The following is a 25,489-nucleotide window of genomic DNA, read 5'->3' as shown; positions in this document are numbered from 1 at the left end:
CAGTTCCAGCGTGCCCTGGTAGGTCTTGCCGCATTCGAGGCTGACAGTGCTGCCGTTGGCGACGCTGGTCGGCAGGCGCAGCACGGTGGTCGACGGCTGGGTCGGCGCCGGCGTCGGCGTGGTGGGCGTGGTGGTGCCCGAGGTATCGCTCGAATAGGCGCAGGTCTTGCCGACGCCCGGGGCCGGGTCGCCAAAGACCGAGTTGCCGCAGACGACGGAGGTGGTCACCGTCTTGTATGCCCATTTGTCGGTCGTGCCATAGCGGACCTGGCGGGTACCGGGTACGGAGCAGGTGCCGCCTTCAGTCGCGCATTGGGTCCAGGTGGTGGCAGTGGTGGCCGGCGGGGTCGTGGTAGCGACCGGCATGACTGCGCAGGTCTTGCCGACGCCCGGGGCCGGGTCGCCGAACACGCTGTTCGTGCACTGCACGGGGCCGGTCATGGTCTTGTACACATAACCGGTGCTTGCGCCGTAGCGAACTTGCTGGGTGCCGGTGAAGGAGCAGGTGCCGTTTTCGGTGGCGCACTGGGTCCAGGTCGAGGCGGTGATCGTTGCTGCATAAGCGGGAGCGCCGGCTGCGGCGCTGGCGCCTGCATTGTCCTGGGTGGAGCCGGCGCCGCAGGCGGCGAGGCCGGAGCTGAGTGCTGATGCGATGAAGAGGCGGGTGAACGTCGACGAACGGGTAGTGCAAATATTTTTCAGCTGCATATTGAATCCTGATGAGCCCTAACAGTAATCACTCTTGCAAGAAGAATGCTGAATGGAAAATTTGATAGATTGCACATGATGCGTTTGCGTCGATGTGCGGCGAACTTCTATCGAAATATTGATCCCTGTTGAGTTTCCTCTGAAACATCATGTTTGGATCAATTTTGTTTCCGATGGGCGAATAATACGTGCGGAAAACATTGAACGCTATAAAAAGTTCCCCTGTTCAATAAGAAAAAGTTGTTGCAGGAGGAATTTCGATAACGTTCAATTATTTTTTAAGCTGTTAAATTTCTTATAGTAATTCCAGACGAATATAAGTTTCCGTGGAGCTGTTGTTTCAGGTAAACAGACGTAATAATTGCGATGCGGCATGCATCCTAGCGCGTGTGAGCGTGGAATTAACTGTTTGAAAACTTATCGGGAATGCCGCTGTCATCGATCCGCGGTACGCCAGATCGATGTGCAGGGAAAAGGGAGTGCGAAGCAGACCCGGTGCCATGCATGGACCGGGAGCTCGAGATGAAGACTAAGGGTAGAGAGCGCGTTCGGCTAATTGACGGTTGCTGAGACGGTTTTCTCGGGCTATCCGACTGGCCACGTAAGCGAGAAAGCCGTCAAGCTGCTTCCAGGCGTCGAGTTGATCGATTTCGATGCTATGCGCCCAGAGATGAAACACACCGTCACGCTCGCAACAGTAATTGAACAACGCATACACCCGTTCTATCCAGTTTTCTGTCAGCAGGGCAAGGTAGAGTCCATGCGCGCGCTTATCCCAATGTCCAGATTGCAGGAAATTGCGAAGATAAACGGATTTCGAATGCGGATAAAACTGAATGGTGGTCGGCACCTCGAAGGGACAAGTACCGGGGTCGATACACAGGTTGGTGGTGGTTCTTGCATACATGAAGCCGGCGGCTTTCACCAAACTGAGGTGGCGTTGCAGAAACTTTCCGCCAGGGTAACAAAATCCATCGATGGAATGTCCGACCATATCCTCGAGGTGACACTTGCCTGAAATGATCTGCTCATTTGCATCCCGCAAGGACATATCTTTTAAATAGCAATGGTCGTGGGTATGCGAGCCGATTTCAAACCGCGCTGACATCTCCAGTAATTGCGATTTGCTCAATACGGGCGGTCCCTCGCGATTGAAAATCGGGACAAAAAACGTGCCATTCAAACCATGCTTGCACAAGAGTTCCGCCATCTTCACATCCAATGGATTGCCGTCATCTATCGAGCAAGTGAATACTGCCGCCATATCAACTCCTGCCGCTTAACGCATGTCCCAGCTTACTGCCGTCGCATGGCCTTGTCCTGTCCCACACTCTGCGTTGCTGCATAGTGGCACGCGTCAGCCAGTCCCTGGCACGCTCTGCTGAACGTGTACTCGCCAACGAGCGAATGACTTCGCCTGGAAAAGGCTGTATACAAATCGGGATCGCTCAATAGCGTGCAGGCGCGATCCGACCAGCGGCCGACATCGAGATCGCACACATAGCCGTTTTCACCGTCGAGCACCAGTTCTCCCGCTACGCCGGCGTGCGGCGAAACGAGTACCGGCAAGCCTGCGGCACAGGCTTCGTTGGTCACGACGCCCCATGGGTCCCAACTGGTGGGAAACAGGAAAACCCTGGCCGAACGGTACAGGGCCGGTAGCGCTTCCTGGCTTGCAAACCCGTGGAACACAGCGTCGACTGCGCCTGCATTGGCAGTCGCGTGCTGCTTGACCGCTTGTTCCTCCTTGCCCGAGCCCACGAACAGGATTCGGGTCTTGCGGCCAAGCCTGCCTGCGACGGCACTGGCCACGTCCAGGGCGAAGCAGGGATTTTTTATCCGCTCGAGCCTGCCGCAAAAGATGAAATCGAAGCTGCCGTGGCTGAAGGGCTCGGTCTCCGAAAACCGCGCGTTCTCCACGGAGAGACAGGCCTGGAAGCAGCGATTCTCGGCGATACCATAACTCGCGTACAGCTTTTGTCCGCCGCTGCTGGCCCAGACGAATGCGCTCGAGCGCGCATACACCAGATGCCTGATCCTGCGGTGCACCAGCGACAGGCTTCTTTCCGAATCGAGCGTGCCATCCGTCATGGCGACATGTGGAATGCGCTTCAGCCACGCATACAGGAACGCATACAGGTGGGTAGGATTGAAGCCCGTGGTGATGACGATGTCCGGCTGTAGTTGGCGCAAGGCTGCGACGACATCCGGGTTGTTATGAATGAACCGATCCTTGAACTTGACGACGCGTTCGCGCAGATAAGTACAGCGGAATTCGATGGCCGGCAAATTCCATTCCCGATTGGGTTCGCGTCCGCAGCAGAAGATGACATGCAGGCTGACGTCCGGCATGGCCGCCAATTCGTTCAGCGCAGGGATACGGTATGGCACCGGGCCATTGGTCACGAGCACGATATTCATCAACTTATCGTCCTTTCATGACTGTCCTGCCGGGCCGGACCGAGGTGGCGAGGATCTTCAGGTAGGGCCAGAGCCAGTAGGCCGGCCATAAGGGACCGGCATGGCGCCGGCACAGAACCAGCCAGGGCTTCCACGGCAGTCCCTTGGGACCGAGCGCCTGCCTGAGCCTGAGCCGCAAGGGCTGGGCGGGATCGGAAAAGCTGCCGGCTACCGTGTGGTCGTTGACACAACGTCCAGCGAAATGCGGCATGACCCACATCGGGATGCCCGCCTGCTTCGCACGTAAGCCGTAATCGGTGTCGCCGATGGCATGAACGAATCGCCCGTCGAGATTGCCGAGGATCGCCGCGGCATGCCGGGATACCAGCACGCAGTTGCCGTTGAAGGTATCGCAGGACTGGATTTCTCCGTTCACCGGGATGGTCATGAGGCTCAGGGGGCGCAAGCGGCTGCGCTGCCGTTCGCCGCCATAGCTGGTGCGCCACTGATCGTCGCACGTCGAGCCGATCACGATGCCGGCACGTCCGTGGCGGCCGAGGCAGCGTGCATGCGTGTCGAGCAGCTGCTGCAGGGCATGCGGGAACATGAAGGTATCGTCGTTCAGCCACAGGTAGAAATCGTAATCGCCCTTGAGCGCCTGGTCCCATGCCAGGCGCATGCCGCCATTCCAGAAAAGCTTGCCGTCACCCTTGAACAGGCGGGTGGCCGGATGGAGCTGGAGGATGGCCTCGGCGCTACCGTCGGTGCTGTTGTCGTCGGTGACGAAGAAGTCGAGCACGGTGTTGCGCGCCGCAGTCTGCGCCAGCACGCAGCCGATGGCCTCGAGTGTTTTCGGCCTCCGGTTGAAGCAGGAGAGGACGACCGCGAGCCTGCAGGCAGGGAAGTTGCCGGCACCGTCGGGAGCAGGGTGTTCCATGGCATTTCCTTTCACGGGCCGCCGATGCGGAAAGACGCCGGCAAACGCGGCGCTGCGAAACGTGGAACGGTGCGCGATGGGGCAATCGGCATCGGCGCCTGGCGCTGGCTGCGCAGATAGCCGATCGCCAGGCCAAGCAGCAGTCCGCTGTCGTAATTTGCCCAATACGGGATGTAATAGGCGTACAGCGCCGACATTGCGGCTAGCAGGAAATGCGCCCAGTAGCGATCGCCCTGGCGGGTGCGGGCGAAGGCCGCGCGCCAGGCGCTGCCGAATACCCAGAGGGTGGCCAGCAGCCCGATGACGCCGCCTCTAAATAAGATGTGCAGGAAATGGTTGTGCGGCACCATATCCATCTTCGTGCCGTCGTCGAGCTCGCTCGGGCTGAACCCTCCGCCATAAGCCTGGCCGACAAGATAGGTTGGTATACCGGCACCCAGCCATTTGGCCATCAATTCGTCCCAATAGACGACCCGGCCGACCATGGTGCCTTCTTTCGTGCTGACCGCCTGGTCGGCGGAACTCCGGACCGATGCGATGACGCTGTTGTCCGCCGGAAGCGCGAATACGAGAACCAAGGGGACCAGCACCACGCCCAGGAGGGGCAGGGCGCGTATCCGCTTGCCGCCGCTGGCCCGCACCAGCATCAGGCAAGCGACGCCGACGAACAGGCTGATCCACACCGAACGATGTTGCAGCACCGCGATGGCCGCCAGCTGGACGGGGAGCAGCGGCCATAGCGGCAGTGGCAGGCGGCCACGCATGATGCGGAACAGCAGGCCGAGGCTACCGATTGCGATCACCAGGGTGGAGGCCGAGCTGATGACTCTGAAGCGCACGCCGGTCGTGTCGTAGGCCATGATCTCCTCGGCATACCGTGGATCGAGGGCGGAATAGCCCCAGCGGTAGATGGCAAGCATGCAAAGGCCGGCGCCGCAGGCGATCCACAGGTCGACGATGCGCGAAACCATGCGGTCGGACCAGCGCACCGAGGCAAAGAAGACCAGGGTGATCCAGAGATAGAAGTGCCCGCGCGCGTCGACGCCGGCCGAGGTTCCATACGATTTCACGCCCCACACGGCAAGTCCCAGCTGGATCATGCCGAGGACCCACCATGGCCAGGGCACCGCGCGCGGGCTGGCGAACAGGCAGAAGCGCACCATGCATGCGCTCGCCAGGATGAGGAAAAACAGGTCTTCAGGATACAAGGACAGTCCAAAATTGACGACCAGCGGCAAGTGCAGTGCATCCAGGAAGACGAGCCCGAGAAGCAGGGCCGCGGCATGGACCGGCTTGGCCGCAAGCCATCCGGCGGCGGCGGCCAGGAAGGCAAACACGGTCATGCACAGCAAGGGCGTGAAGATCGCATGCGTCATGATTCAAGTCGCCTTCCGCCGGCTGGCTTCGATGACCGAGGCATAGAGCTCGAGATAGGCCGGCACAACGGCTTGCGGCGACCACAATCGCTGCGCCCTGTCGCGCGCCGCCGCGCGCAGGCGCGCGCGCAGATCGGGCGGTCCGAGTACCCAGGCGATCCCGCGCGCCAGGTCCGCGGCGTCGAAAGCGTGCGCGAGATAGCCGGTGGCCTGGTGCTCGACAACTTCCGGCAGGCCGGTGCAATGAAAGGCGACGACCGGACAGCCGCAGGCATGCGCTTCGGTGGCGGATTGCGGCAGGTTTTCCAGCCGCGACGGCGTGACCATGACGTCCGCGGCGCTGTACAGCAATGCCAGCGTCGTGTCGTCGCTGACATGCCCCATCCATTTCACGGGAAACGGCACCGGCATGGCGCGCCGCGGTTCGCCTTGCCCGAATACCACGCACGATACCCGGGCGCCATCTGCCGCCAGCACGTTCAGTGCGTCCAGCAAAAGATCGTAACCCTTGTTCACGTCCCGGGTCCCGCCCAGCGCGCCGAATAGCACGATGTCCTGGTCGGCAGGCAGGTTCAGCGCGTGGCGGCTATGCCCGCGGTCGAGCGGCTTGAAAACATCCGTTTGCAGCACGTTCGGAATCACTTTGACCGGCCAGTCCTTCATCAGGAAACTCTGCTTGACGCAATCGGCAAGCCAGCGGCTGGGCGCCACGACCTGCAGCGGCTGTTTCCAGGCGCTGCGCTTGCGGTTCCAGGTGTACCGGTCGAGATCCAGGCCCGATGCGCCGGCCGGCCGGTTGTGCGGGAAATAGCCGGTGCGCCAGCGTGCGTCGGGGCCATCGTCGCTGATGTGCTCGGCGCCGCACAAGGCCCACATGTCGTGGAAGGTCCACACCAGCGGCTTGCGTATTTTCCCCATGTCCTCGATGGACAGCGACTCGCCGCCAATCCAATGCATGTTGACCAGGTCGACGTCGCTGCGATTGATGCGCGCCGCCATGTTCGAGGGCAGCAGGTTCAGCGAATGGGCACCGGGATTGCCGGTCCGCTGCAGTGCCGCCAGCCGGCCGGCGATCCTGGGCCGCAGATAGCGCTTCGCTTTCTCGAGCACGTTGGCGGGGCCGCTCACCCCCCAGTCGTCGGTCTGCTTGTCGGCGACCGTCATGCGCGTGTCGGTGGAGCATGAGCGCAAGGCGCGGTACAGGCGGTAGGCCGCGCGACTGGCGCCGCCCGCGCTGTCTGAATTGCTGAGGATTTCGATACTTGTCATCGCATCCCCGGAGCCGCTCATGCTTGTGCCATTGGATCGCGATCCAGGGCAGGCATCGGACGCCAGGTCTTTTGCCAGCCCGTGTGGCTCGACCCATGCGAGTTGAGGATCGTGGTCAGCCAGTGCGATACCAGCAGGTCGCCATCGAACTTGCTCCGGTAGCGCACCAGCGCCGCCTGTGAAAAGCTGGCATAGATGTCCGGTCTGCCCAACAGCTCGATCAGCAGCGCGGCGGCGCTGTCGACGTCCTGCAGGGGCCAGTGATAACCTTCTACGCCGTGGTCGAAGATTTCGGTGATGCCGCCGACGGCAGGTGCGAGGATAGGCCGTCCGGCAGCAAGGGCTTCGATGAGCGTGATTGGCATGTTTTCGATGCGCGCGGCGTGCGCCAGCACCCGGTGCCGCACGATCAAGTTGCCGGCGTTTTTGCAAAAGCCGGCGAAGTGCACTTGCCCGGCGACGCCGAGTTCGGCAGCCTGCTGCTGAAGCCGGCCGGCCTCCGGGCCGTTACCGACCAGCGTGAGGGTGTAGCGGTGTCCGAGCTGGGCAGCCCGTGCAAGGACACGCAGCAGGAAGACTTGGTTTTTCCGCGGCTCGAGCGTGCCGATGGAAATGAGGTCGGCGTCGAAGCTGGTGACGGCCTCGGACGCAGGCGAATCCGCGATGAAATTCGGGATGACGGTGTGGGAGACGCTGTCCAGTTCGGGCATCCTCTGCAAGGTCAGCTTGCGCATGAATTCGGACACGAAGATGATCTGGTCGACCCTGGCGAGAGCCTGGCGCTCCGTGCGGAAGGCGAAGTTCCAGAGCGGTCCCTGCACCGTCGTCTCGCCTTTCAGGAACATCTCCTCGGCCACCGACACGTTGTAATGGATGACGATGACGACTCTGCAGTCGTGCCCGGCTTTGACCTGCAAGGCAGCCAGGGCGCTCAGCGGATCCTGAGCACACAGGGTAATCGTGCGGCCCAGTGCTGCGTAGCGGGGCAGGATGCCGGCGAGCTTGCGTTCGAGCGTCTTCGTTTCGATCCAGGCATCGAAGATTGCAGCGCGTTCCCGATCGAAAGTGCCTATCATCCGCGCCGCCATGGCCGCGCCTTTCCTGGCGATCCCACGGCGGGGATATGGTGCGACGAGCTCGGCGTCGATCTCGTGGCATCGGGCCTGGTGCAGCATGTCGTTGAAATGCTTCTCGACGCCGGTCGGACCTTTGCCATCCAACAGACTGACGATGAAAAGAGCATGTTTCAAGGCGGTCTCCTCAGATATTCAGGAACTTTTTGATCGGCAGGGCAAGCTGTTCGACGTTCACCAGGCTGCTCATGCTGTTTGTCAGGAAACCAGCGCCGAAGTGCTGGGCAAGCGCCAGCGATGCCAGTGCCGCCATGCCGGCTACCCCCAGTAGTCTCGGCAACGCGGGGAGCGGTGCAAGGGCGTAGTCGGTCAGCGCCGCGACCACCGCCACTGCGAGTCCGAACAGAGCCGGAAAGCAAAGGCTGCGCAGGTAATCCTGCAAAGTGGCGCCGGTCAGCCGCAGGGTCGACATCGTCAACAGCATCCAGCGGAGGATATAGGTGGCGAGTACCGTCCAGGCAGTGAAGACCAGGGTGTAATGCGAGGCGAACCACAGCGCGGGAACGAAGAGCAGGGCCGTGCAGGCCTGGTTGCGCAGTTCCGCGCCGACCCGGTTGCCGGCCATGAGGATCGGACCCTGGATGGCGAGCAGCGCATTGACCAGGACCGCGAGCGCCAGCGGCGTCACGAGCGGAATCGCGGCCTCCCATGCTCCCCCATAGACGCCCAGTATCAGGGTCCGCGGAATCGCCGCCGCCGTGGCGAACAGCGGTACGCAGACCAGTGAGACGGCGGCGCTGGTTTCCAGATAAATGCGGCGTACCCGCGGAAGATCGTCCTGATGGCGCGAACAGGCAGCGAACAAAACGCCCTGGAATCCGGTGGCGATGATACTCATCGGCATGTTCAGCAGGCTCAAGGCACGGCTGTACAGGCCGACTTCTGCAATACCGAAAGCCCGCCCGACGAAGGCTGTGTCGAGGTTGCTGATTGCCCAACTGCTCAGGTTGGCGGCGGTGACCTGCAAGCCGAACCTGGCGATGCCCGGCGTCTCGCAGCGCAGACATGGCCTCAGCGGCACCGGCGCGCCGCGCAGCAGGAGAAAGGTGCAGAGTACGGACTGTGTCAGCTGCGCCGCAACCAGGCTCCATACGCCGAAGCCCAGGCATGCGCCCGGAATGCCGACCAGCAGATAGCCGCTCAGGTAGCTGGCAATGCCGACCTGCTGCACTTTCTTGAAGTCGAGCGACCGGCGCAACATGGCCGCCGCCGTCTGGCCGGGGCAGTCGATGATGAAGAGGCAGAACATGGCGCGCAACACCTGCGCCGCTTCCGGTTTGCCAAAGTAGGCGGCAATGGCGCCGGACGCGATCCAGCCGAGCACCGTCAACAGCACCGCGAATGCCATCTGCAGGGTGAAGACAAAGCGCAGGTCGCGCTCCGACAGCGTCGCCCTTTGCACCAGCGTGGCGCCGAAGCCGAGGTCGGCGACCAGCCTGCCCAGGCCGACGATCATCCATGCCAGTGCGACGATACCGAAAGGCTCCGGACCCAGCAGGCGTGCAAGGAGCACGCCGACAAGAAATTGCGCCAGGCCCCGGCTGAGGTTGCCGAGGTAATTCCAGCGTAGTGCCTGCCAAGCCGAGATCGCCATGGATCGTCCTTATCCAGACGTCCGGCCAGTCCAGCCTATCCGCGCCGGCGCCACACTGTAGGAGTAGTCGGGGATCTGGCGCCGGAGTTTGCTGTCGTTGAAGATGATGCCTTCCGGCGAAATGCCGGCCTGGTTCAGCCGGCTCACCGAGGCTGCGATTTCCTCCTCGGTGCTGACGCCTGCGCGTGCCACCAGAAAGACTGCGCCTGCATGGGCGCCGATGATGGCTGGATCGGCCACGGCGAGCACCGGCGGCGCATCGATCAGCACCAGGTCATAGTGCACGCTGACGGACCTGAGCCAGAGGTCGAGATCGCGCTGCATGAGAAATTCGTGACGCCCGGCCGCACCGGTTCCGGTCGGGATGAAATCGAGATTCTCGAGCACCTGCCGGCGTATGCCCCGGCCCGGCTCATCGCCGGCGGCGATCGCCTCGAACAGTCCCTCATTGTGGCTCTCCCCGAAATAGCGGTGCAAATGCCCGTTGCGCAGGTCCATGTCGACCAACAAGACCTTCTTGCCGCTGGCCGCGACGACGGCGGCGGCGTTAGCGGCGACAAAGGATTTGCCCAGGTGGGCAGTCGGGCCGGTGATCATCACGATGTTATTTCGAAGATGGGGCATGGCAAACTGCAAGGCGGCGCGGAAACTGCGCAAGGCTTCGATGGCCGGATCCCCCGGCGCCACGCTGGCCAGCAGCGGCAGTGCGTCCGAGCGGAGGCCAGCCTGGCGGCTCAGGCGTTTCTGCTGGCTGCTGTGCGGGATGTCCGCCAGCACCACCTTGGCGTGCAGCGAATGTTCGATGCGTTGCGCGCTGTCGACACCGTCGCGCCATGCCCGCCGCACGAATGCGGCCGCCGTTCCCAGGAGAAGTCCCAGCAGGCTGGCAATGCCGACGATCATCGGGCGATTCGGTTTGACCGGGACATCCGGCACCGCGGCGGCATCGATAAGCTGGACATTGCTCAGCTTGCTGGCGGCAAGGATGCGCAGCTGTTGCGCGGTGTTGGACAATTGTGCGTACAGGTCGGTATTGACCTTGATGTCACGGGTCAGGTTCAGTTCCTGCTGCTCCAGCCCGGGCAGCGCGCGGATGGCGCCGCCGCTGGTGTCGAGCTCGCGTTCGACCGCCGACAACTGCTCGTTCAAGGCAAGCATCGCAGGATGCTGATCGCTCAAGTGGGTTTGCAGTTCGCCACGCTTCTGCAGCAATTCGAAGCGCTTGGCGGCGGCGGCGGCCGATTGTTGCAGCTTGAGCTTGGCTTCCTCGCCCAGGTTGACGGTCCCCTTCTGATGTCGGAAGGCGTTGTAGGCGGACTCCGATGCTTGCAGCTCGCGTTTCAGCAGAGGCAGACGCTGTTCGAGGATGGCGAGCGACTTTTGGGCCTGTTCGGTGTCGTGCGCAAGATTCTGGCGTGTATATTCCTGCGCGATTTGGTTCAAGGCCGCGCTGACCTGGACCGGGTCGTCTCCCTGCAGCGTCACTTCGATGATGCCGGACTGCTTGCCCATCTCGTTGACGCCGAGCGCTTTCTGGATGGCATTGACCACCGTCTGCTCCGGGATCCGGACAAGGAAGAATTGTGCGCCTGGCCGGCCATCCAGCCGGCTGATGGCGAGATCGATGGCGCCGAGAGGGCTGTTGACCGTCATCGTGCGGCCGACCGTGCCGGTCCAGGCGCCTGAGACCCCATCTTCGACGCGGTACTGCCGGCCGTCCATTGCAGTGATCACGAAGCGGTGGTTGAGGAGGGCAGGGGGAACCGAAAACGTCTGGACCTCGATGCGTTCATCGCCCCAGGTGTAGCCGCCGCGGCCGAACAGTCCCGGTTCCGGCAGGCCGCCCCTGGACAGCATTTGCACCAGTCCCGGCAGGGGAAAACGTTTGGGCTCGGCGATGATGTCGAGATGCAGCTTGCGCACGGCTGGCAGAATGACCTTGCGTGACCGCAACACCTCCATTTCTCCCATCGTCGTCTTCTTCGTCTCGAACAAGGACGCGACGTCGCTGAGGACGTTCTTGGTCGCGTTCGGGCTGGGCTCCTCCACGCGGACGACAAGATTGGCTTCATAGACGGCATCGCGGCTGGCCGCATACAAGCTTCCCGCCAGGGTGACCAGCAGCGCGACCGCGATGATCAGCCAGCGGCTGTCGAGCAGTACCCTGAAATAGGTTTTCAATTCATCGCCGGATCCGTCGAGGGCAAACTCGGGCGCCGTGCCGGCGGCGTGCTCGTCCATCCTGGCCTGGTTACGCAATCTCGCGTGCAGCGTGCTGTCGTTGGAAGTCATATCGTTCACCATATCGATCGTCGGGATACTGGGTACGCAGGAAAGCCTGGTAAGCAAGGCGCAGGCCCTGGTCCAGCGGCGTCGAAGCGACCCATCCCAGCGCCTTCAGCTTCGAGACATCGAGCAGCTTCCGCGGCGTACCGTCGGGCTTGCTGCTGTCGAAGACGATCTCGCCTTGGTAACCGACGGTGTCACCGACCAGCCGGGCCAGATTCTCGATGGTGATGTCTTCGCCGCTGCCGACATTGATATGTGACCGCATGGGATCGGTATGTGCGCAGTAGGTCTCGCGTTCGAGCTCCATGACATGCACGCTCGCCGCCGCCATGTCGTCGACGTACAGGAACTCGCGCATCGGCTTGCCGGTGCCCCAGATCACGACTTCCCTTGCGCGGGCCAGCTTGGCTTCATGGAAGCGCCGCAGCAGTCCTGGAATCACATGGCTGTCGTACAGGTGGAAATTGTCGCCGGGGCCATAGAGATTGGTTGGCATGACGCTGCGAAAATCCGTCCCGTATTGGCGGTTATAGCTCTCGCACAGCTTGATGCCGGCAATCTTGGCCATGGCATAGGGCTCGTTGGTCGGCTCGAGGGAGCCGCTCATCAGGTAGTGCTCGCGGATAGGCTGCTCGGCCATTCTGGGGTAGATGCATGAGGAGCCCAGAAACAGCAGTCGCCTGACGCCGGCACGCCACGCTTCATGCACGACATTGGCCTGCACCATGATGTTTTCGTAAATGAACTGCGCAGGGTAGGTGTTGTTTGCATGGATGCCACCCACCTTCGCGGCAGCCAGATAGACCTGGTCGACCTTTTCTGTCTGGAAAAAGGCGCGTACCTGCGCCTGGTCGGTCAAGTCGAGCTGGGCGCGGCTGCGCGTGATGATGTTCCTGCATCCCCTGCCTTGCAGCACCCGTTTGATTGCCGAGCCGACCAGACCTGCATGTCCGGCAACGAAAATGCGGTCTTGATACGTATTCATCGCTTGCTCCCATCGAGTTCTTCATCGAGTCCGCGCGACCTGAGGAGGCGCTTGCGCCGCGCATTCTGCAAGTCATGGCCGACCATCTCACGGGCCATGGCTTCGACGTCCGTGCGTGGCCGCCATCCCAGCGCTGCATGCGCCTTGCCAGGATCGCCGAGGAGCGTCTCGACTTCGGTTGGCCGGAAATAGCGGGGATCGACGGCGACGATGGTTTGTCCGATCTGGACGCCGTCGCATTTGTCGCCGTGAATCGCGGCGATGACACCTTGTTCGTCGACGCCTTCGCCGCTCCATACGATCGTCATGCCCAGCGCCGCGGCGGTGATTTCGACGAATTGCCGCACCGAGTACTGGCGGCCGGTTGCAATGACGAAGTCCTGCGGTTTGTCTTGTTGCAGCATCAGCCATTGCATTTCGACATAGTCGCGCGCATGGCCCCAGTCGCGCAGCGCATCCAGGTTGCCGAGGTAGCAAATCGATTCCATGCCCTGGGCGATATACGCCAGCGTTTGCGTAATCTTGCGGGTCACGAAGGTTTCGCCGCGGCGCGGGGACTCATGGTTGAACAGGATGCCGTTGCAGGCATACATCCCATAGGCTTCGCGGTAATTGACCGTGATCCAGTAGGCGTACAGCTTGGCCACCGCGTAAGGGCTGCGCGGATAGAAAGGCGTGGTCTCGCGCTGCGGGGTTTCCTGCACCAGGCCGAAGAGTTCGGATGTCGAAGCCTGGTAAAAGCGCGTCTTCTCCGCGAGGCCAAGCACCCGGATCGCTTCCAGCAGGCGCAAGGCGCCGATACCGTCGACATCCGCCGTGTACTCCGGGCAGTCGAAGGACACGGCGACGTGGCTCATCGCGCCCAGGTTGTACAGTTCGTCCGGCTCGACCTCTCCGATGATGCGGGTAAGGTTGGGACCATCGCTGAGGTCGCCGTAGTGCAGGCGGAACACTTGGGCGCCGTCACGATATTCGTTGCATAGATGATCGAGCCGGCTCGTGTTCGAACAGGAAGCGCGTCGTTGTATCCCGTGAACCTCATATCCCTTTCTCAGTAGTAGCTCGGCAAGATAAGAACCATCCTGTCCCGTTATCCCAGTGATTAACGCTTTTTTCATGTTATAGCCTGCAGAAAAAAATCGGTAAGTGGCGCCACTTGCGCGAATGGATGTGTTATCGATTTTTGGTTCTAGAATTTCCGAAAAGATAATGACCTTTAGAATCGATCGGTTTAAGGTAAATGGAAAAGCGGAGATTCGTTTGATCTAGATCAGTAGTTAACTGATGAACTTTTTTTGCTCCTATGTCTTCGATGACTTGTTGGCCGCCAGTCGTGAAATATTTGAGAAAAGTTTCCGCGGTCAATGAAATTGCACATTGTGGAAGCTGTTCAATATTCAAGAGAAATCTCCGTAAATATAGTTAGATATTAAAACAACGTTCGGCATTTTTCGGAAAAAAAGGGACTAGGATGAGTTTATTAGTCCAGTCTGCTTGCAAGCACAATTATTGCAGGCTGGTAATTTCTATTTTTTAATTAAATTGCACAAAATATGTTATTGGGCTGGGGCGCGATTCCGTGGGGCGGAATACGGTCGCCGGTTTGGATGTCAAGAATATTTCCAATAACAAAAAAGGAAAATAATGATAAATTTAATTGTGGCAAGCAGTCTTTTGCTACTTCGAGAGGGTATGAAGTCCCTCGCACTGAAACAGAAGGAAATCCGGCTTGCGGGAGAGGCTTGCTTTATGGAAGATGCCCTTGCGGCAGGTGCAGCGGTGCGGGACGGCGTCACAGTCATCCTGTTGCCTTTGGCTTGTCGTGACGAGGCCGGTTATATTGCCGTCTCTTCGGAATGGAAGAGCCGCAAGCTGGTTGCGATAACCTTGGGGAAAAGTATTGCTGATGTGCAAGCCGCGCTACAGATGGGGGCCCGGGCGATATTATGTCGAACTTGCCCGCAGGATCATATTCTGCGAGCAATTCATGATGTCGCCGCCAACGAGTTATATGTGTCGCAGGAAATTGCATCGCTTATTGCGGCAAATGCCAAATCATTCAGTCGAATGAGTTCCCTGTCGCGTCTGACGCAGCGCGAGCTTGAAATCCTCAAGCGTATAGCAATTGGAAGGCGAACCTCGACCATCGGCGTCGAGTTGGGCATCAGTGTGAAAACAGTCAGTGCGCACAAATCGAACATCCTGGAGAAGCTGCTGCTGTCGTCGGATTCGGAACTGGTTTTGTACGCGATGAAGAATGACTTATTCGACCTGTTTGTCGACCATGCCAAACGAAAGAAAAACAGTTCGCAACGAACAAAGGGCAGAAGCGACGCAGATGCTAGAGGGAAAAGCGTGATTTCTACAAAGACTCATCATGAAACCCAGTCCGGTACAGGAACTCATCGACGACATCGTCATGGGAGTGTATCCGAATCGAAATTCGATCCGTGAACGCTACATTTTGACGCAGTCCTTGCTGTTGCTGGTATTTATTGTTAAGCGAAAACCAGGAAAGCAGCGTGACCGTTCAGCGGAAATGATGAAAGCGACCATCAAGAAGATGATGGAGCGACCCGGCACGGAAAACTAGGCTTTGCGGGCGCAAAGCAGCCGGAAACTGGTCCCCCCGACAGGAATCGAACCTGTATCTCACGCTTAGGAGGCGCGCGTACTATCCATTGTACTACGGGGAGGACTCTGCGATTCGGCGAGCGGACCCTGCAAAACAGGCCGGGATCGTGAACCGCCCGCAATTATAGCCGAGGATTGGCCATATATTGGAAGTGTGGGGCCCGTAGTCGGTACAATGCGCCTTTCTTTCTTTGCCGCACACGATCATGGCTGTCATCTCCCTATCCTCCGCACAACTGGCTTTCGGCCACGTCGCACTGCTCGACCACGCCGACTTCTCCATCGAAGCCGGTGAGCGCGTCGGTCTCATCGGCCGCAACGGCACCGGCAAATCGTCGCTGTTGAAAATCATTTCCGGCCGCTCGAAGCTCGACGATGGCCTGCTGGTCATGCAGCAAGGCCTCAAGATTGCCTACGTCGAGCAGGAGCCGAGCTTCGACCCGGCCATGACCGTGTTCGACGCCGTCGCCGGCGGCATGGGCGAGCAGAAGGCGATGCTGGCCGAGTACGAATCCCTGACCGGCCAGTTCGGGCAGGGCAATGATGATGCGGTCATGGAGCGCATGCATGAGCTGCAGGTCAAGCTCGATGCAACCGATGCCTGGAACATCGGCAACAAGGTCGAGACCACGCTGGACCGCCTGGGCCTGAACGGCGAAGCGCAGATGGGCACGCTGTCGGGCGGGATGCAGAAGCGCGTCGCGCTGGCGGTGGCGCTGGTGTCCGCACCGGACGTGCTGCTGCTGGACGAGCCGACCAATCACCTCGACTTCACCTCGATCCAGTGGCTGGAAGGCCTGCTGCGCGAATACCGCGGCTCGGTGCTGTTCATCACCCACGACCGCCGCTTCCTGGACAACGTCGCCACCCGCATCATCGAGCTCGACCGTGGTCGCCTGCTGTCCTTCCCGGGCAACTTCAGCAAGTACCAGGAGCGCAAGAAGGAACTGCTGGCGATCGAGGAGATCGAGAACGCCAAGTTCGACAAGGTGCTGGCCCAGGAAGAAGTCTGGATCCGCAAGGGCGTGCAGGCGCGCCGCACCCGCGACGAAGGCCGCGTGCGCCGCCTGGAAGCACTGCGCCTCGAGCGCGCGGCGCGCCGCGACCAGCAGGGCCAGGTCAGGCTCGACGTCGGCAGCGGCGAACGCTCCGGCAAGATCGTGGCGGAACTGGAAAACGTCGCCAAGTCCTACGGCGACAAGGTGATCATCGAAGGCTTCAGCGGCATCGTCCTGCGCGGCGACAAGGTCGGCCTGATCGGCCCGAATGGCGCCGGCAAGACCACCTTGCTGAAGATCATCCTGGGCGAGGAAACGGCCGACAGCGGCATGGTCAAGCTCGGCACCAAGCTGAACGTCGCCTACTTCGACCAGATGCGCGCCCAGCTGAACGAAGAAGCGAGCCTGGCCGACACCATCTCCCCGGGCAGCGACTGGGTCGAGGTCAACGGCCAGCGCAAGCACGTGATGAGCTACCTGGGCGACTTCCTGTTCGCGCCCGAGCGCGCGCGTTCGCCGGTGAAATCGCTGTCCGGCGGCGAGCGCAACCGCCTGCTGCTGGCGCGCCTGTTCGCCAAGCCGGCCAACTGCCTGGTGCTGGACGAGCCGACCAACGACCTCGACATCGACACCCTGGAACTGCTGGAAGAACTGCTGGCCGAATACAGCGGCACGGTCTTCCTCGTCAGCCACGATCGCACCTTCCTGGACAACGTGGTCACCGAGGTGATCGTTTCCGAAGGGCAGGGCATGTGGCGCGAATACGTCGGCGGCTACAGCGACTGGGAACGCGTGAAAGCCGAGGCGGCGAAGGCGCCGGCGGCGGCCCCGATGCCTGCTGTAAAGACGACTTCGCCCAAAACGAATGAAATGTCATCCAGCGCACAGAACGCCGCCAGCAAGAAGGTAAAGTTGAGCTACAAGGAACAGCGAGAGCTGGAGGAACTCCCGCAGCTCATCGCCAGTCTTGAAGACGAGCAGTCGGCGATCACGGCCCAGCTGAATTCGCCAGACTTTTACAAGACCAATCCCGCCGATGCGCGCAGAATCAACGCACGTTTCGCGGAGATCGAGGACTTGCTGCTTGATACCCTGGATCGCTGGGAGCGCCTTGAGGCGCGCGCCAGGGGGGAGTAGCATGGCTCGCTAAAGAGCCTCGAAGAACCGTAGCGAGCGGCAGCCATGCTGGTCGAGAAGCGCAGCTGTACGAAAGTACAGCGAGCATCGCAGACCGGCAGGGCAACGCGCAGTCGCTTATTCGGGGCTCTTGGATGCGCAGGCCCGGGCTTGCGGGAATGGAGAGACATGACTGAACATGAAGACGGCATCGCTCCACCCGCCGCGGCAGCCCTGCCGGCCGATGCGCCCATGTTCAACCGTGCGGCCTGGGCCCGCATCCTGCCTTTCGCGGCCTATCTGTTTTTCATCGTCGCCGGCGACGTCCTCGAACGCCTGGGCGTCGCTCCCTCGATCCTGCTCTGGCTCTACCCCCTCAAGATCGCAGCCGTCGCGCTGCTGCTGGCGCTGTTCTGGCGCCAGTATCACGAACTCCGCCCTTTCCGCCTTTCTGCCACGCAAGCGCTGACCGCGCTCGCCACCGGCGTGGTGGTGCTGGTCCTGTGGGTCAGCCTGAACGCCGACTGGATGATCATCGGCTCTCCCTCCGGTTTCGATCCGCAGCGCCAGGGCCGGATCGACTGGCTGCTGGTGTCGATCCGCATCTTCGGTGCGGCCCTGGTCGTGCCCCTGATGGAAGAATTGTTCTGGCGCTCTTTCCTGATGCGCTGGATTGCCGCACCCGATTTCGAGTCAGTTGAGCCATCTCAACTCGGCTTCAAAAGCTTCATCATCACCGTTCTGCTGTTCGGCTTCGAGCATAACCTGTGGCTGGCCGGCATCGTCGCGGGCGCGGCCTACAGCTTGCTGTACATGCGCCACCGCACGCTGTGGTCGCCAATCCTCGCGCATGCCGTCACCAACGGCTTGCTGGGACTCTGGGTCGTCCGGACCGGCAACTGGTCGTACTGGTAAATCCGTCCAGCGCATTTAACTTAAGAAGACAAACAATCATGTTGAATACCCGCGTGCGTCGCCTTGCTCTCCTGGTTTTTTCCGCCTTCGCCGCCATCCCGGCCGGGGCCGGCCCCAACGATGCGCTGCATGTGTATGGCGGCGTCGCTTACGGCCACGACGACAACCTGCTGCGCATTCCCGACGGCCAGCCTGCGTTCGACAACACGCGCGCGGATTCGTGGTGGACGCGTGAAGGCGGTCTGATCTTCGACAAGACTTATAGCCGTCAGCGCATCACGCTCGTGGCCAAGCTGTCGAAGACCAACTTCGACCACTTCAAGCAGCTCGACTACGATGGCAAGGACTTGCAGGCCAATTGGGCATGGCAACTGGGCAATCACCTGGAGGGCAGGATCGGCACCACGATGGAACAGGTGCTGGCGCCGTACACCGATTTCAGCAGCAGCGAGCGCAACCTGCGCCGCGTGCGCACCAGCTATGCCGAAGGCGCCTGGCGCTTCCATTCGGCGTGGCGGGTGCGCGCCGGCTTCCAGACCGACAAGTACACCTACGAAGCGATCAGCAACCGCTTCAACAACCGCACCGAGGACGCCACCGAAGTCGAGCTCGACTACCTGCCGCGCAGCGGCAGCACGGTCGGCCTGGTGGCGCGCCACGTGAAGGGCAAGTATCCCTTCCCCCGCCCGACCGGCCCGTTCACCTTCAACGACAGTTTCAGCCAGGACGAGCTGAAGGCGCGCGTGAAATGGATCGCGACCGGCTCGACCACGCTGGATGCGCTGGTCGGCTACACGCGCCGCAACCAGGCCTCCTTCGGCGAGGGCAGGACCAGCGGCCTGGCCGGCAAGATCGACGCCACCTGGCAGCCGCGCGGCAAGACGATCTATACGGCCTCGGTCTGGCGCGACTTCGCCCCGCTGGAGAGCACCCTGGTCAGCTATACCCAGAATACCGGCGCCAAGCTCGGCGCACAGTGGGATGCGACGGCCAAGATCTCGGTCAATGCCGACGCCATGGTCGAGCGCCGCAACTACAGCGCGCGCCGCGAATTCAACGGCTCCGACAACCTGCGCGACTCGGTCCGCACCCAGACCCTGCGCGCGACCTGGCATCCGCGCCCCATGCTGCAGGTGCAGGGCGGGGTCGCGCACCAGGCGCGCAGCGGCTCCGCGGCCCTCGGCACTGGCAGCTTCAAGTCGAACAGCGTGACGCTGACGGCCAACGCCCAGTTCTGAGGCTTTTGCAAGGCTCCCATGACGGTCAATGACATACCACTGATATCGTTTTTCCAGCGGGTGCTCGATCCCCTGATCATCATGGGCACGCTGTACCTGTCCGCGCTGGTCTTCCACGAACCCTTCTCCGGCTACATGCTGGTGCTGATGATCCTGGCCTTCTTCATCTCGTCGGCCGTGTACCAGCACATCGATCCCTACCGCACCTGGCGCAGCGGGCGCATGTGGGCCTACGCGCGCGATACCGTGTTCGGCTGGGCCGTGACCCTGGCCGTGCTGTGGTTCCTCGGCTCGTCGAGCGGGCTGAAGTACTTCTACGACGAGCGTGTGCTGATCGGCTGGGCGATCGCCACCCCGGCCATCCTGCTGACCAGCCACATCGCGGCGCGCATGGCCAACTCGCCGGGCCGCAGCAAGGAAGTACGCTCGGTGGTGGTGGTCGGCGTCAACGATGTCGGCCTGAAATTCGCGCGCGTGGTCGAGCAGCATCCGAACCTGTTCATGGCGGTGCGCGGCTTCTTCGACGACCGCACCGACGACCGCATTCCCTCCGCCATGCATTACCCGATGCTGGGCAAGACCGAGGAACTGGCGCAATACGTGCGCGAGCACGGCACCAAGATGATCTTCATCAGCCAGCCGATCTCGGCCCAGCCGCGCATCCGCAAGCTGATCGACGAATTGCAGGACACCACGGCCTCGGTGTATTTCCTGCCCGACGTCTACATCTTCGACCTGATGCAGGCGCGCTTCGACAACGTCGGCGGCATGCCGGTGATCGCCATCTGCGAGACGCCCTTCATGGGCCTGAACTCCACCATCAAGCGCGCCTCCGACATCGTGCTGGCCTCGCTGATCCTGCTGCTGCTGGCGCCGTTGATGCTGGTGGTGGCCGCCGCTGTGCGGATCAGCTCGCCGGGCCCGGTGATCTTCCGCCAGCGCCGCTACGGCCTGTATGGCGACGAGATCATGGTCTACAAGTTCCGCTCGATGACGGTGATGGACAACGGCGCCGCCGTGCTGCAGGCCCAGCGGAACGATGCCCGCGTGACGAAGATCGGCGGCTTCCTGCGCCGCACCTCGCTGGACGAGTTGCCGCAGTTCGTCAACGTGCTGCAGGGACGCATGAGCATCGTCGGGCCGCGTCCGCATGCGGTCGCGCACAACGAGCAATACCGCAAGCTGATCAAGGGCTACATGTTGCGCCATAAGGTCAAGCCGGGCATTACCGGTTGGGCCCAGGTCAATGGCCTGCGTGGTGAAACCGCCACGCTGGACAAGATGGAAGCGCGCATCCAGTACGACCTCGACTACCTGCGCAACTGGTCCTTGTGGCTGGACCTGTGGATCGTGTTGAAGACGGTCAAGGTGGTGCTGACGCGCGAGAACGCGTTTTGACCTTAACCGTAACTTAAAGGGACGCATTCAAACGGATCGGCGCTTGCGGGTCCGGTTGGGCTGCGTAGAATAATTGATGAGAATGCAATATTTTGAAGGGCACGCCAGATCATGAAAAAAGCGCTGATCACAGGAGTGACCGGGCAGGATGGTTCATATCTCGCCGAGCTGCTGCTCGCCAAGGGCTACGAAGTCCACGGGATCAAGCGGCGCGCCTCGCTGTTCAATACCGAGCGCATCGACCACATCTACCAGGATCCCCACGTCGAAAACAAGAGTTTCTTCCTGCACTACGGCGACCTGTCGGATACCTCGAACCTGAACCGCATCATGTGCGAGGTCAAACCGGACGAGGTGTACAACCTGGGCGCGATGAGCCATGTGGCGGTCTCCTTCGAGTCGCCGGAATACACCGCCGACGTCGACGGCATCGGCACCCTGCGCCTGCTGGAAGCGATCCGCTTCCTGGGCCTGGAGAAGACCACCCGCTTCTACCAGGCCTCGACCTCCGAACTCTACGGCCTGGTGCAGGAAACCCCGCAGCGCGAGACCACGCCTTTCTATCCGCGCAGCCCGTATGCGGTGGCCAAGCTCTACGCCTACTGGATTACGGTCAATTATCGCGAAGCCTATGGCATGTATGCCTGCAACGGCATCCTGTTCAACCACGAATCCCCGCGCCGCGGCGAGACCTTCGTCACCCGCAAGATCACGCGCGGCCTGGCGAACATCGTGCAAGGCCTGGAGCGGCAGCTCTTTCTCGGCAACCTGGATGCGATGCGCGACTGGGGCCATGCGCGCGACTACGTCGAGATGCAGTGGCTGATGCTGCAGCAGGACAAACCCGAAGACTACGTGATCGCCACCGGGCGCCAGTATTCGGTGCGCTACTTCGTCGAGCTCGCCGCGCGCGAGCTGGGCATCGAACTCGCCTGGCAGGGGGAGGGCGTGAACGAACGCGGCGTGATCGCTTCCGTCAGCGGCGATAAAGCGTCAGGGGTTGCGATAGGGCAAGCAATCGTCGCGGTCGATCCCCAATACTTCCGCCCGACGGAGGTCGAAACGCTGCTGGGGGACCCGGGCAAGGCGCGCACGCGCCTGGGCTGGGAACCGCGCACCAGTTTCGAAGCGATGGTGCAGGAAATGGTGGCGGCCGACCTGGACAAGGCGCGCCGCCACAAGCTGCTGGCATCGCATGGTTACGACGTTGCAATTTCACTGGAGTGAACGTTGAATACTCAGCCTCGCATCTACGTCGCCGGCCATAACGGCCTGGTTGGCTCGGCCATCGTGCGCATCCTGCGCGCGCAAGGCCACACGGATATCGTCACCCGCAGTCACAAGGAACTGGAACTGACCGACCAGGCCCAGGTACGCGAGTTCTTCCGCACCGAGCGCATCGACCAGGTCTACCTGGCCGCGGCGAAAGTGGGCGGCATCCACGCCAACAACACCTATCCGGCGGATTTCATCTACGACAACATGATGGTGCAGGCGAATGTCGTGCACGAAGCCAGGGTCAACGGCGTGCAGAAGCTGCTGTTCCTGGGCTCGTCCTGCATCTATCCGCGCATGGCGCCGCAGCCGATCAAGGAAGAGTACTTGATGAGCGGCATGCTGGAGCCGACCAACGAACCCTATGCGATGGCGAAGATCGCCGGCATCAAGCTGTGCGAAAGCTACAACCGCCAGTACGGCACCGACTACCGCAGCGTGATGCCGACCAATCTCTACGGTCCTGGCGACAACTATCACCCGGAAAACAGCCACGTGATCCCGGCCCTGATGCGGCGCTTCCACGAAGCCCGGGTGAGCAATGCGCCGGAAGTCGTGATCTGGGGCAGCGGCAAGCCGATGCGCGAGTTCCTTTACGTGGACGACATGGCGGCGGCCTGCGTCCACGTGATGAACCTCGACCATGACACCTACGCGAAGCACACCGACCCGATGCACTCGCACATCAACGTCGGCACCGGCCAGGACGTCACCATCGCCGACCTGGCACGCCTGGTGGGCGACACCGTCGGCTACCGCGGCCGCATCGCCTTCGACACTAGCAAGCCGGACGGTACGCCGCGCAAGCTGCTGGACGTCTCGAAGCTGAAGCAGCTCGGCTGGCAGGCCAGCACGCCGCTGCAGGAAGGCCTGAAACGCGCATATGCCGCCTTCGTCGAACTGATGGAAGCGCAACAGAATCGGGCCGCGGCCTGATCCGGCGGGCGCCGCACAAGCCTAAGGTTGAGTGTTAGGCGACGAACAGAGCCCCAAGCGTGCGGCACCCAGAATGCATCAGTAGCAGACTGGGCCAGAAGAGATTCTGACCTCGCTGCATAAAAAGAGTTCCACCAACCCGAGGAAACTAAAGTGAAGACACACCACCTGGCTGCCATGAAAACGACATCTGCTCCCTCCACTCCGAAGCGCGTGCTGTGCGCCGCGCTGATCCTGGTTGCGGCAAGCTTGAGCGCATGCGGCGACAAGGCAAAGGAAAAGAAACCGGGACAAGCCCTGGCCAGCGTCAACGGCGAGGAAGTCACCGTGCTGCAGCTGAACGAGGAGCTGCAGCGCGCCGGCGTCACGGCAGCCCAGCAGGACACCGCCAGCAAGCAATTGCTGCAGGTCCTGATCGACCGCCAGCTGCTGCAGGAGGCGGCGGCCAAGGAAAACCTGGACCGCGATCCCAAGGTCATGCAGGCGATCGACCGCGCCAAGTCGCTGATCATCGCCCAGGCCTATCTGCAAAAGCGCGTGGGCAACACGAACAAGCCCTCGGCGAAAGAGGTGGAAGACTACTTCAACGCGCATCCGGAATTCTTCTCCAACCGCAAGCAATTCAGCATGAGCGAAATCGTGATCGGCGCCAACGACCTCACGCCTGAAGTCCGCACCGCGGCCGACAGCGCCAAGTCGCTGGAAGAGGTCGCGGTGTGGATGGACGCGCACAAGATCAAGTACGGCCGCACCCAGATCACCCGCAGCACCGCCGACGTGCCGCCGCAGTTGTCGTCCAAGCTGCTCGGCATGCCGAAGGGACAGCTGTTCGTGGTCAAGGAGGGCCAGCGCGCCATGTTCATTTCCGTGACCGAGGTCAAGGACGCGCCGGTCACGCTGGCCGTCGCCGGTCCGCAGATCGAACAATTCCTCGTCAACAAGAAGAACAAGGAAGTGGCCAATGCCGAGCTGCAGCGCCTGCGCGCCGACGCCAAGATCGAATACATCAACAAGTCGATGATGCCGGATCCGAAATCCGCGCCGACCCTGCCGGCGGGCGCCGCCCCGACCAGCGCGGTGGCGGGCGCCGACGCGGGGCCGGTTGCTGACCAGAATGGCGGCGCGCCGGGCGTCGCCACGCCGAATGCCGCGGCCCCGGCCGCGGCGCCAGGCGCCGAGGCGAGTACCGACAAGGCAGCGCTGGACCGCGGCGTCGCCGGGCTGAAGTGATGCGTTCAACATTGATCAAAAAGAGGGACCAAAAATGAAACGACTCGTACACTGGATGATCGCAGCAACCCTGGCGCTCGCCGCCGGCTTTACCAACGCGGCCGACGTCGTGCTCGGCCCGGGCGACGTGGTCAAGGCCTCGGTCTATGGCAGCCCTGACCTGGCCACCGAGACCCGCGTTTCGGAAGCCGGCAGCCTGACTTTCCCGCTGCTGGGCGAGGTGCAGGTCGGCGGCCTGACCACCCAGCAGGCCGAGAAAAAGATCGGCGGGCTGCTGGAGAAAGGCGGCTACCTGAAGAAGGCCCAGGTCAACCTCTTGATCACCACGCTGGCCAGCCAGCAGGTGTCGGTCCTGGGCCAGGTCAACCGCCCGGGCCGCTATCCGATCGAAGGTAAGCGCAAGGTGCTCGACCTGCTTGCGATTGCCGGCGGCGCCAACGCAGAAGGAAGCGACATGGTTACCCTGGTGCGCACCCGTAACGGCACCACCACCCGCGAAACCATCGACATCGTCGACATGGTCCGCAAGGGCGAACTGAACCGCGACTACGAAGTCGCCGGCGGCGACATCATCTTCGTCGAGCGCGCCCCGCGCGCCTACATCACCGGCGAAGTGAACCGTCCGGGCCCGTTCCGCATCGAGCGTGCGATGACCGTGCAGCAGGCCCTGTCGGCCGGCGGCGGCCTGACCCAGCGCGGCACCCAGCGCGGCCTGCGCGTGACCCGCAAGGATGCGAGCGGCGTGGCGCATACGATCGATGTGAAGAATGATGATCTGGTGCAGACCGACGACGTCATCACCGTAAAAGAGTCCTGGTTCTAATGATGTGGTGGGGCCTCGATAAACCTACTGCGCGGGCACATTTCCGGCCTGCGATGCTCACCGTACCGTAAGTACGGCTGCGCTTCTCGGCCAGAACTGAGCCCTGCTCGCTACGGTTTCTCGAGGCCCCGATACGCAGTGGGTGTGCTGATATTTGTTTGAATGTTTTTGTTCAGTTTTTGAAGTCTTTTGTCTTTGCTTTACAGGGTTTTTCGTTCCACCCCGTTTTAAAAAG

Annotated in this window: 19 protein-coding genes, 1 tRNA gene and 1 pseudogene; 9 read left to right on the top strand and 12 right to left on the bottom strand. The window is 61.6% G+C overall.

From position 1 onward, the window contains the following. The 11 genes and pseudogenes from ACFPO9_RS19470 to gmd (ACFPO9_RS19420) form a co-directional block, all read right to left on the bottom strand. Positions 1 to 708: pseudogene (locus ACFPO9_RS19470) on the bottom strand (hypothetical protein); the annotation flags it as partial. A 529-nt stretch (positions 709 to 1,237) separates the two neighbouring features. Beyond that, a complete protein-coding gene (locus ACFPO9_RS19465) occupies positions 1,238 to 1,972 on the bottom strand; it encodes a polysaccharide deacetylase family protein (RefSeq protein ID WP_379773686.1) in 735 nt (244 codons plus the stop codon). Between the two features lie 32 nt (positions 1,973 to 2,004). Further along, positions 2,005 to 3,129: a glycosyltransferase family 4 protein gene (locus tag ACFPO9_RS19460; RefSeq protein ID WP_379773683.1), complete on the bottom strand. Its 1,125-nt coding sequence runs from the start codon at positions 3,127 to 3,129 to the stop codon at positions 2,005 to 2,007. 4 nt (positions 3,130 to 3,133) lie between these two features. Further along, positions 3,134 to 4,045 carry a glycosyltransferase family 2 protein gene (locus ACFPO9_RS19455; protein WP_379773681.1) on the bottom strand — a complete coding sequence of 304 codons (912 nt, stop codon included), beginning with the start codon at positions 4,043 to 4,045 and terminating at the stop codon, positions 3,134 to 3,136. Positions 4,046 to 4,056: 11 nt separating this feature from the next. Continuing rightward, positions 4,057 to 5,421: an O-antigen ligase family protein gene (locus ACFPO9_RS19450; RefSeq protein WP_379773678.1), complete on the bottom strand. Its 1,365-nt coding sequence runs from the start codon at positions 5,419 to 5,421 to the stop codon at positions 4,057 to 4,059. A gap of 3 nt (positions 5,422 to 5,424) precedes the next feature. Then, positions 5,425 to 6,690, bottom strand: coding sequence for a glycosyltransferase (locus ACFPO9_RS19445; RefSeq protein ID WP_379773676.1), 1,266 nt, complete (start codon positions 6,688 to 6,690; stop codon positions 5,425 to 5,427). A 17-nt stretch (positions 6,691 to 6,707) separates the two neighbouring features. Next, positions 6,708 to 7,940, bottom strand: coding sequence for a glycosyltransferase (locus tag ACFPO9_RS19440; RefSeq protein ID WP_379773673.1), 1,233 nt, complete (start codon positions 7,938 to 7,940; stop codon positions 6,708 to 6,710). Positions 7,941 to 7,950: 10 nt separating this feature from the next. Beyond that, on the bottom strand, positions 7,951 to 9,417 hold the full coding sequence (locus tag ACFPO9_RS19435) for a lipopolysaccharide biosynthesis protein (RefSeq protein ID WP_379773670.1): 1,467 nt from the start codon (positions 9,415 to 9,417) through the stop codon (positions 7,951 to 7,953). A gap of 9 nt (positions 9,418 to 9,426) precedes the next feature. After that, positions 9,427 to 11,709: a GNVR domain-containing protein gene (locus ACFPO9_RS19430; protein WP_379773668.1), complete on the bottom strand. Its 2,283-nt coding sequence runs from the start codon at positions 11,707 to 11,709 to the stop codon at positions 9,427 to 9,429. Continuing rightward, on the bottom strand, positions 11,669 to 12,691 hold the full coding sequence (gene fcl / locus ACFPO9_RS19425; protein ID WP_379773665.1) for a GDP-L-fucose synthase: 1,023 nt from the start codon (positions 12,689 to 12,691) through the stop codon (positions 11,669 to 11,671). Before fcl (ACFPO9_RS19425) ends, ACFPO9_RS19430 begins: the two co-directional genes overlap by 41 nt. Then, positions 12,688 to 13,809: a GDP-mannose 4,6-dehydratase gene (gene gmd / locus ACFPO9_RS19420; RefSeq protein ID WP_379773663.1), complete on the bottom strand. Its 1,122-nt coding sequence runs from the start codon at positions 13,807 to 13,809 to the stop codon at positions 12,688 to 12,690. Before gmd (ACFPO9_RS19420) ends, fcl (ACFPO9_RS19425) begins: the two co-directional genes overlap by 4 nt. Before the next feature lie 574 nt (positions 13,810 to 14,383). On the opposite strand from gmd (ACFPO9_RS19420), the gene ACFPO9_RS19415 reads away from it, so the two are divergent. Next, entirely contained in the window at positions 14,384 to 15,145 is a 762-nt protein-coding gene (locus ACFPO9_RS19415; RefSeq protein WP_379773660.1) for a LuxR C-terminal-related transcriptional regulator, read from the top strand. A gap of 167 nt (positions 15,146 to 15,312) precedes the next feature. On the opposite strand, the gene ACFPO9_RS19410 is transcribed toward ACFPO9_RS19415, so the two are convergent. Continuing rightward, positions 15,313 to 15,387 (bottom strand) — tRNA-Arg (locus ACFPO9_RS19410). 144 nt (positions 15,388 to 15,531) lie between these two features. Here ACFPO9_RS19410 and ACFPO9_RS19405 point away from each other — a divergent pair. From ACFPO9_RS19405 to epsE, 8 genes are all read left to right on the top strand, one after another. Next, positions 15,532 to 17,460 (top strand): ATP-binding cassette domain-containing protein, encoded by a 1,929-nt coding sequence (locus ACFPO9_RS19405; protein ID WP_379773657.1) that lies wholly within the window; start codon positions 15,532 to 15,534, stop codon positions 17,458 to 17,460. 168 nt (positions 17,461 to 17,628) lie between these two features. Continuing rightward, positions 17,629 to 18,354, top strand: coding sequence for a CAAX prenyl protease-related protein (locus tag ACFPO9_RS19400; protein ID WP_379773654.1), 726 nt, complete (start codon positions 17,629 to 17,631; stop codon positions 18,352 to 18,354). Positions 18,355 to 18,392: 38 nt separating this feature from the next. Beyond that, on the top strand, positions 18,393 to 19,592 hold the full coding sequence (gene epsL, locus ACFPO9_RS19395) for an XrtB/PEP-CTERM-associated polysaccharide biosynthesis outer membrane protein EpsL (protein WP_379773651.1): 1,200 nt from the start codon (positions 18,393 to 18,395) through the stop codon (positions 19,590 to 19,592). Between the two features lie 18 nt (positions 19,593 to 19,610). Further along, the gene (locus ACFPO9_RS19390) at positions 19,611 to 20,990 is read left to right on the top strand and encodes an undecaprenyl-phosphate glucose phosphotransferase (RefSeq protein WP_379773649.1); all 1,380 of its coding nucleotides are present in this window, start codon (positions 19,611 to 19,613) and stop codon (positions 20,988 to 20,990) included. A gap of 111 nt (positions 20,991 to 21,101) precedes the next feature. Next, positions 21,102 to 22,217 carry a GDP-mannose 4,6-dehydratase gene (gene gmd, locus ACFPO9_RS19385; RefSeq protein WP_379773646.1) on the top strand — a complete coding sequence of 372 codons (1,116 nt, stop codon included), beginning with the start codon at positions 21,102 to 21,104 and terminating at the stop codon, positions 22,215 to 22,217. Between the two features lie 3 nt (positions 22,218 to 22,220). After that, positions 22,221 to 23,201: a GDP-L-fucose synthase gene (gene fcl / locus ACFPO9_RS19380; protein ID WP_379773643.1), complete on the top strand. Its 981-nt coding sequence runs from the start codon at positions 22,221 to 22,223 to the stop codon at positions 23,199 to 23,201. A gap of 153 nt (positions 23,202 to 23,354) precedes the next feature. After that, positions 23,355 to 24,431, top strand: coding sequence for an EpsD family peptidyl-prolyl cis-trans isomerase (locus tag ACFPO9_RS19375; protein WP_379773640.1), 1,077 nt, complete (start codon positions 23,355 to 23,357; stop codon positions 24,429 to 24,431). Between the two features lie 34 nt (positions 24,432 to 24,465). Further along, positions 24,466 to 25,254 (top strand): polysaccharide export protein EpsE, encoded by a 789-nt coding sequence (gene epsE, locus ACFPO9_RS19370; RefSeq protein ID WP_379773637.1) that lies wholly within the window; start codon positions 24,466 to 24,468, stop codon positions 25,252 to 25,254. Positions 25,255 to 25,489 lie beyond the last annotated feature (235 nt).

The organism is Massilia aerilata, assembly GCF_042656905.1.
GTDB classification, from domain to species: Bacteria; Pseudomonadota; Gammaproteobacteria; order Burkholderiales; family Burkholderiaceae_D; genus Telluria; species Telluria aerilata.
This window is presented reverse-complemented; position numbering and strand designations above follow the sequence as displayed.

Coding starts and splice junctions, on each gene's coding strand:
- epsL (WP_379773651.1), top strand. CDS start 18,393: ATGTTGAATACCCGCGTGCGTCGCCTTGCTCTCCTGGTTTTTTCCGCC.
- ACFPO9_RS19430 (WP_379773668.1), bottom strand. CDS start 11,709: ATGACTTCCAACGACAGCACGCTGCACGCGAGATTGCGTAACCAGGCC.
- ACFPO9_RS19455 (WP_379773681.1), bottom strand. CDS start 4,045: ATGGAACACCCTGCTCCCGACGGTGCCGGCAACTTCCCTGCCTGCAGG.
- gmd (WP_379773646.1), top strand. CDS start 21,102: ATGAAAAAAGCGCTGATCACAGGAGTGACCGGGCAGGATGGTTCATAT.
- ACFPO9_RS19390 (WP_379773649.1), top strand. CDS start 19,611: ATGACGGTCAATGACATACCACTGATATCGTTTTTCCAGCGGGTGCTC.
- fcl (WP_379773665.1), bottom strand. CDS start 12,691: ATGAATACGTATCAAGACCGCATTTTCGTTGCCGGACATGCAGGTCTG.
- ACFPO9_RS19465 (WP_379773686.1), bottom strand. CDS start 1,972: ATGGCGGCAGTATTCACTTGCTCGATAGATGACGGCAATCCATTGGAT.
- epsE (WP_379773637.1), top strand. CDS start 24,466: ATGAAACGACTCGTACACTGGATGATCGCAGCAACCCTGGCGCTCGCC.
- ACFPO9_RS19415 (WP_379773660.1), top strand. CDS start 14,384: ATGAAGTCCCTCGCACTGAAACAGAAGGAAATCCGGCTTGCGGGAGAG.
- ACFPO9_RS19450 (WP_379773678.1), bottom strand. CDS start 5,421: ATGACGCATGCGATCTTCACGCCCTTGCTGTGCATGACCGTGTTTGCC.
- ACFPO9_RS19400 (WP_379773654.1), top strand. CDS start 17,629: ATGACTGAACATGAAGACGGCATCGCTCCACCCGCCGCGGCAGCCCTG.
- ACFPO9_RS19445 (WP_379773676.1), bottom strand. CDS start 6,690: ATGACAAGTATCGAAATCCTCAGCAATTCAGACAGCGCGGGCGGCGCC.
- ACFPO9_RS19405 (WP_379773657.1), top strand. CDS start 15,532: ATGGCTGTCATCTCCCTATCCTCCGCACAACTGGCTTTCGGCCACGTC.
- ACFPO9_RS19460 (WP_379773683.1), bottom strand. CDS start 3,129: ATGAATATCGTGCTCGTGACCAATGGCCCGGTGCCATACCGTATCCCT.
- gmd (WP_379773663.1), bottom strand. CDS start 13,809: ATGAAAAAAGCGTTAATCACTGGGATAACGGGACAGGATGGTTCTTAT.
- ACFPO9_RS19435 (WP_379773670.1), bottom strand. CDS start 9,417: ATGGCGATCTCGGCTTGGCAGGCACTACGCTGGAATTACCTCGGCAAC.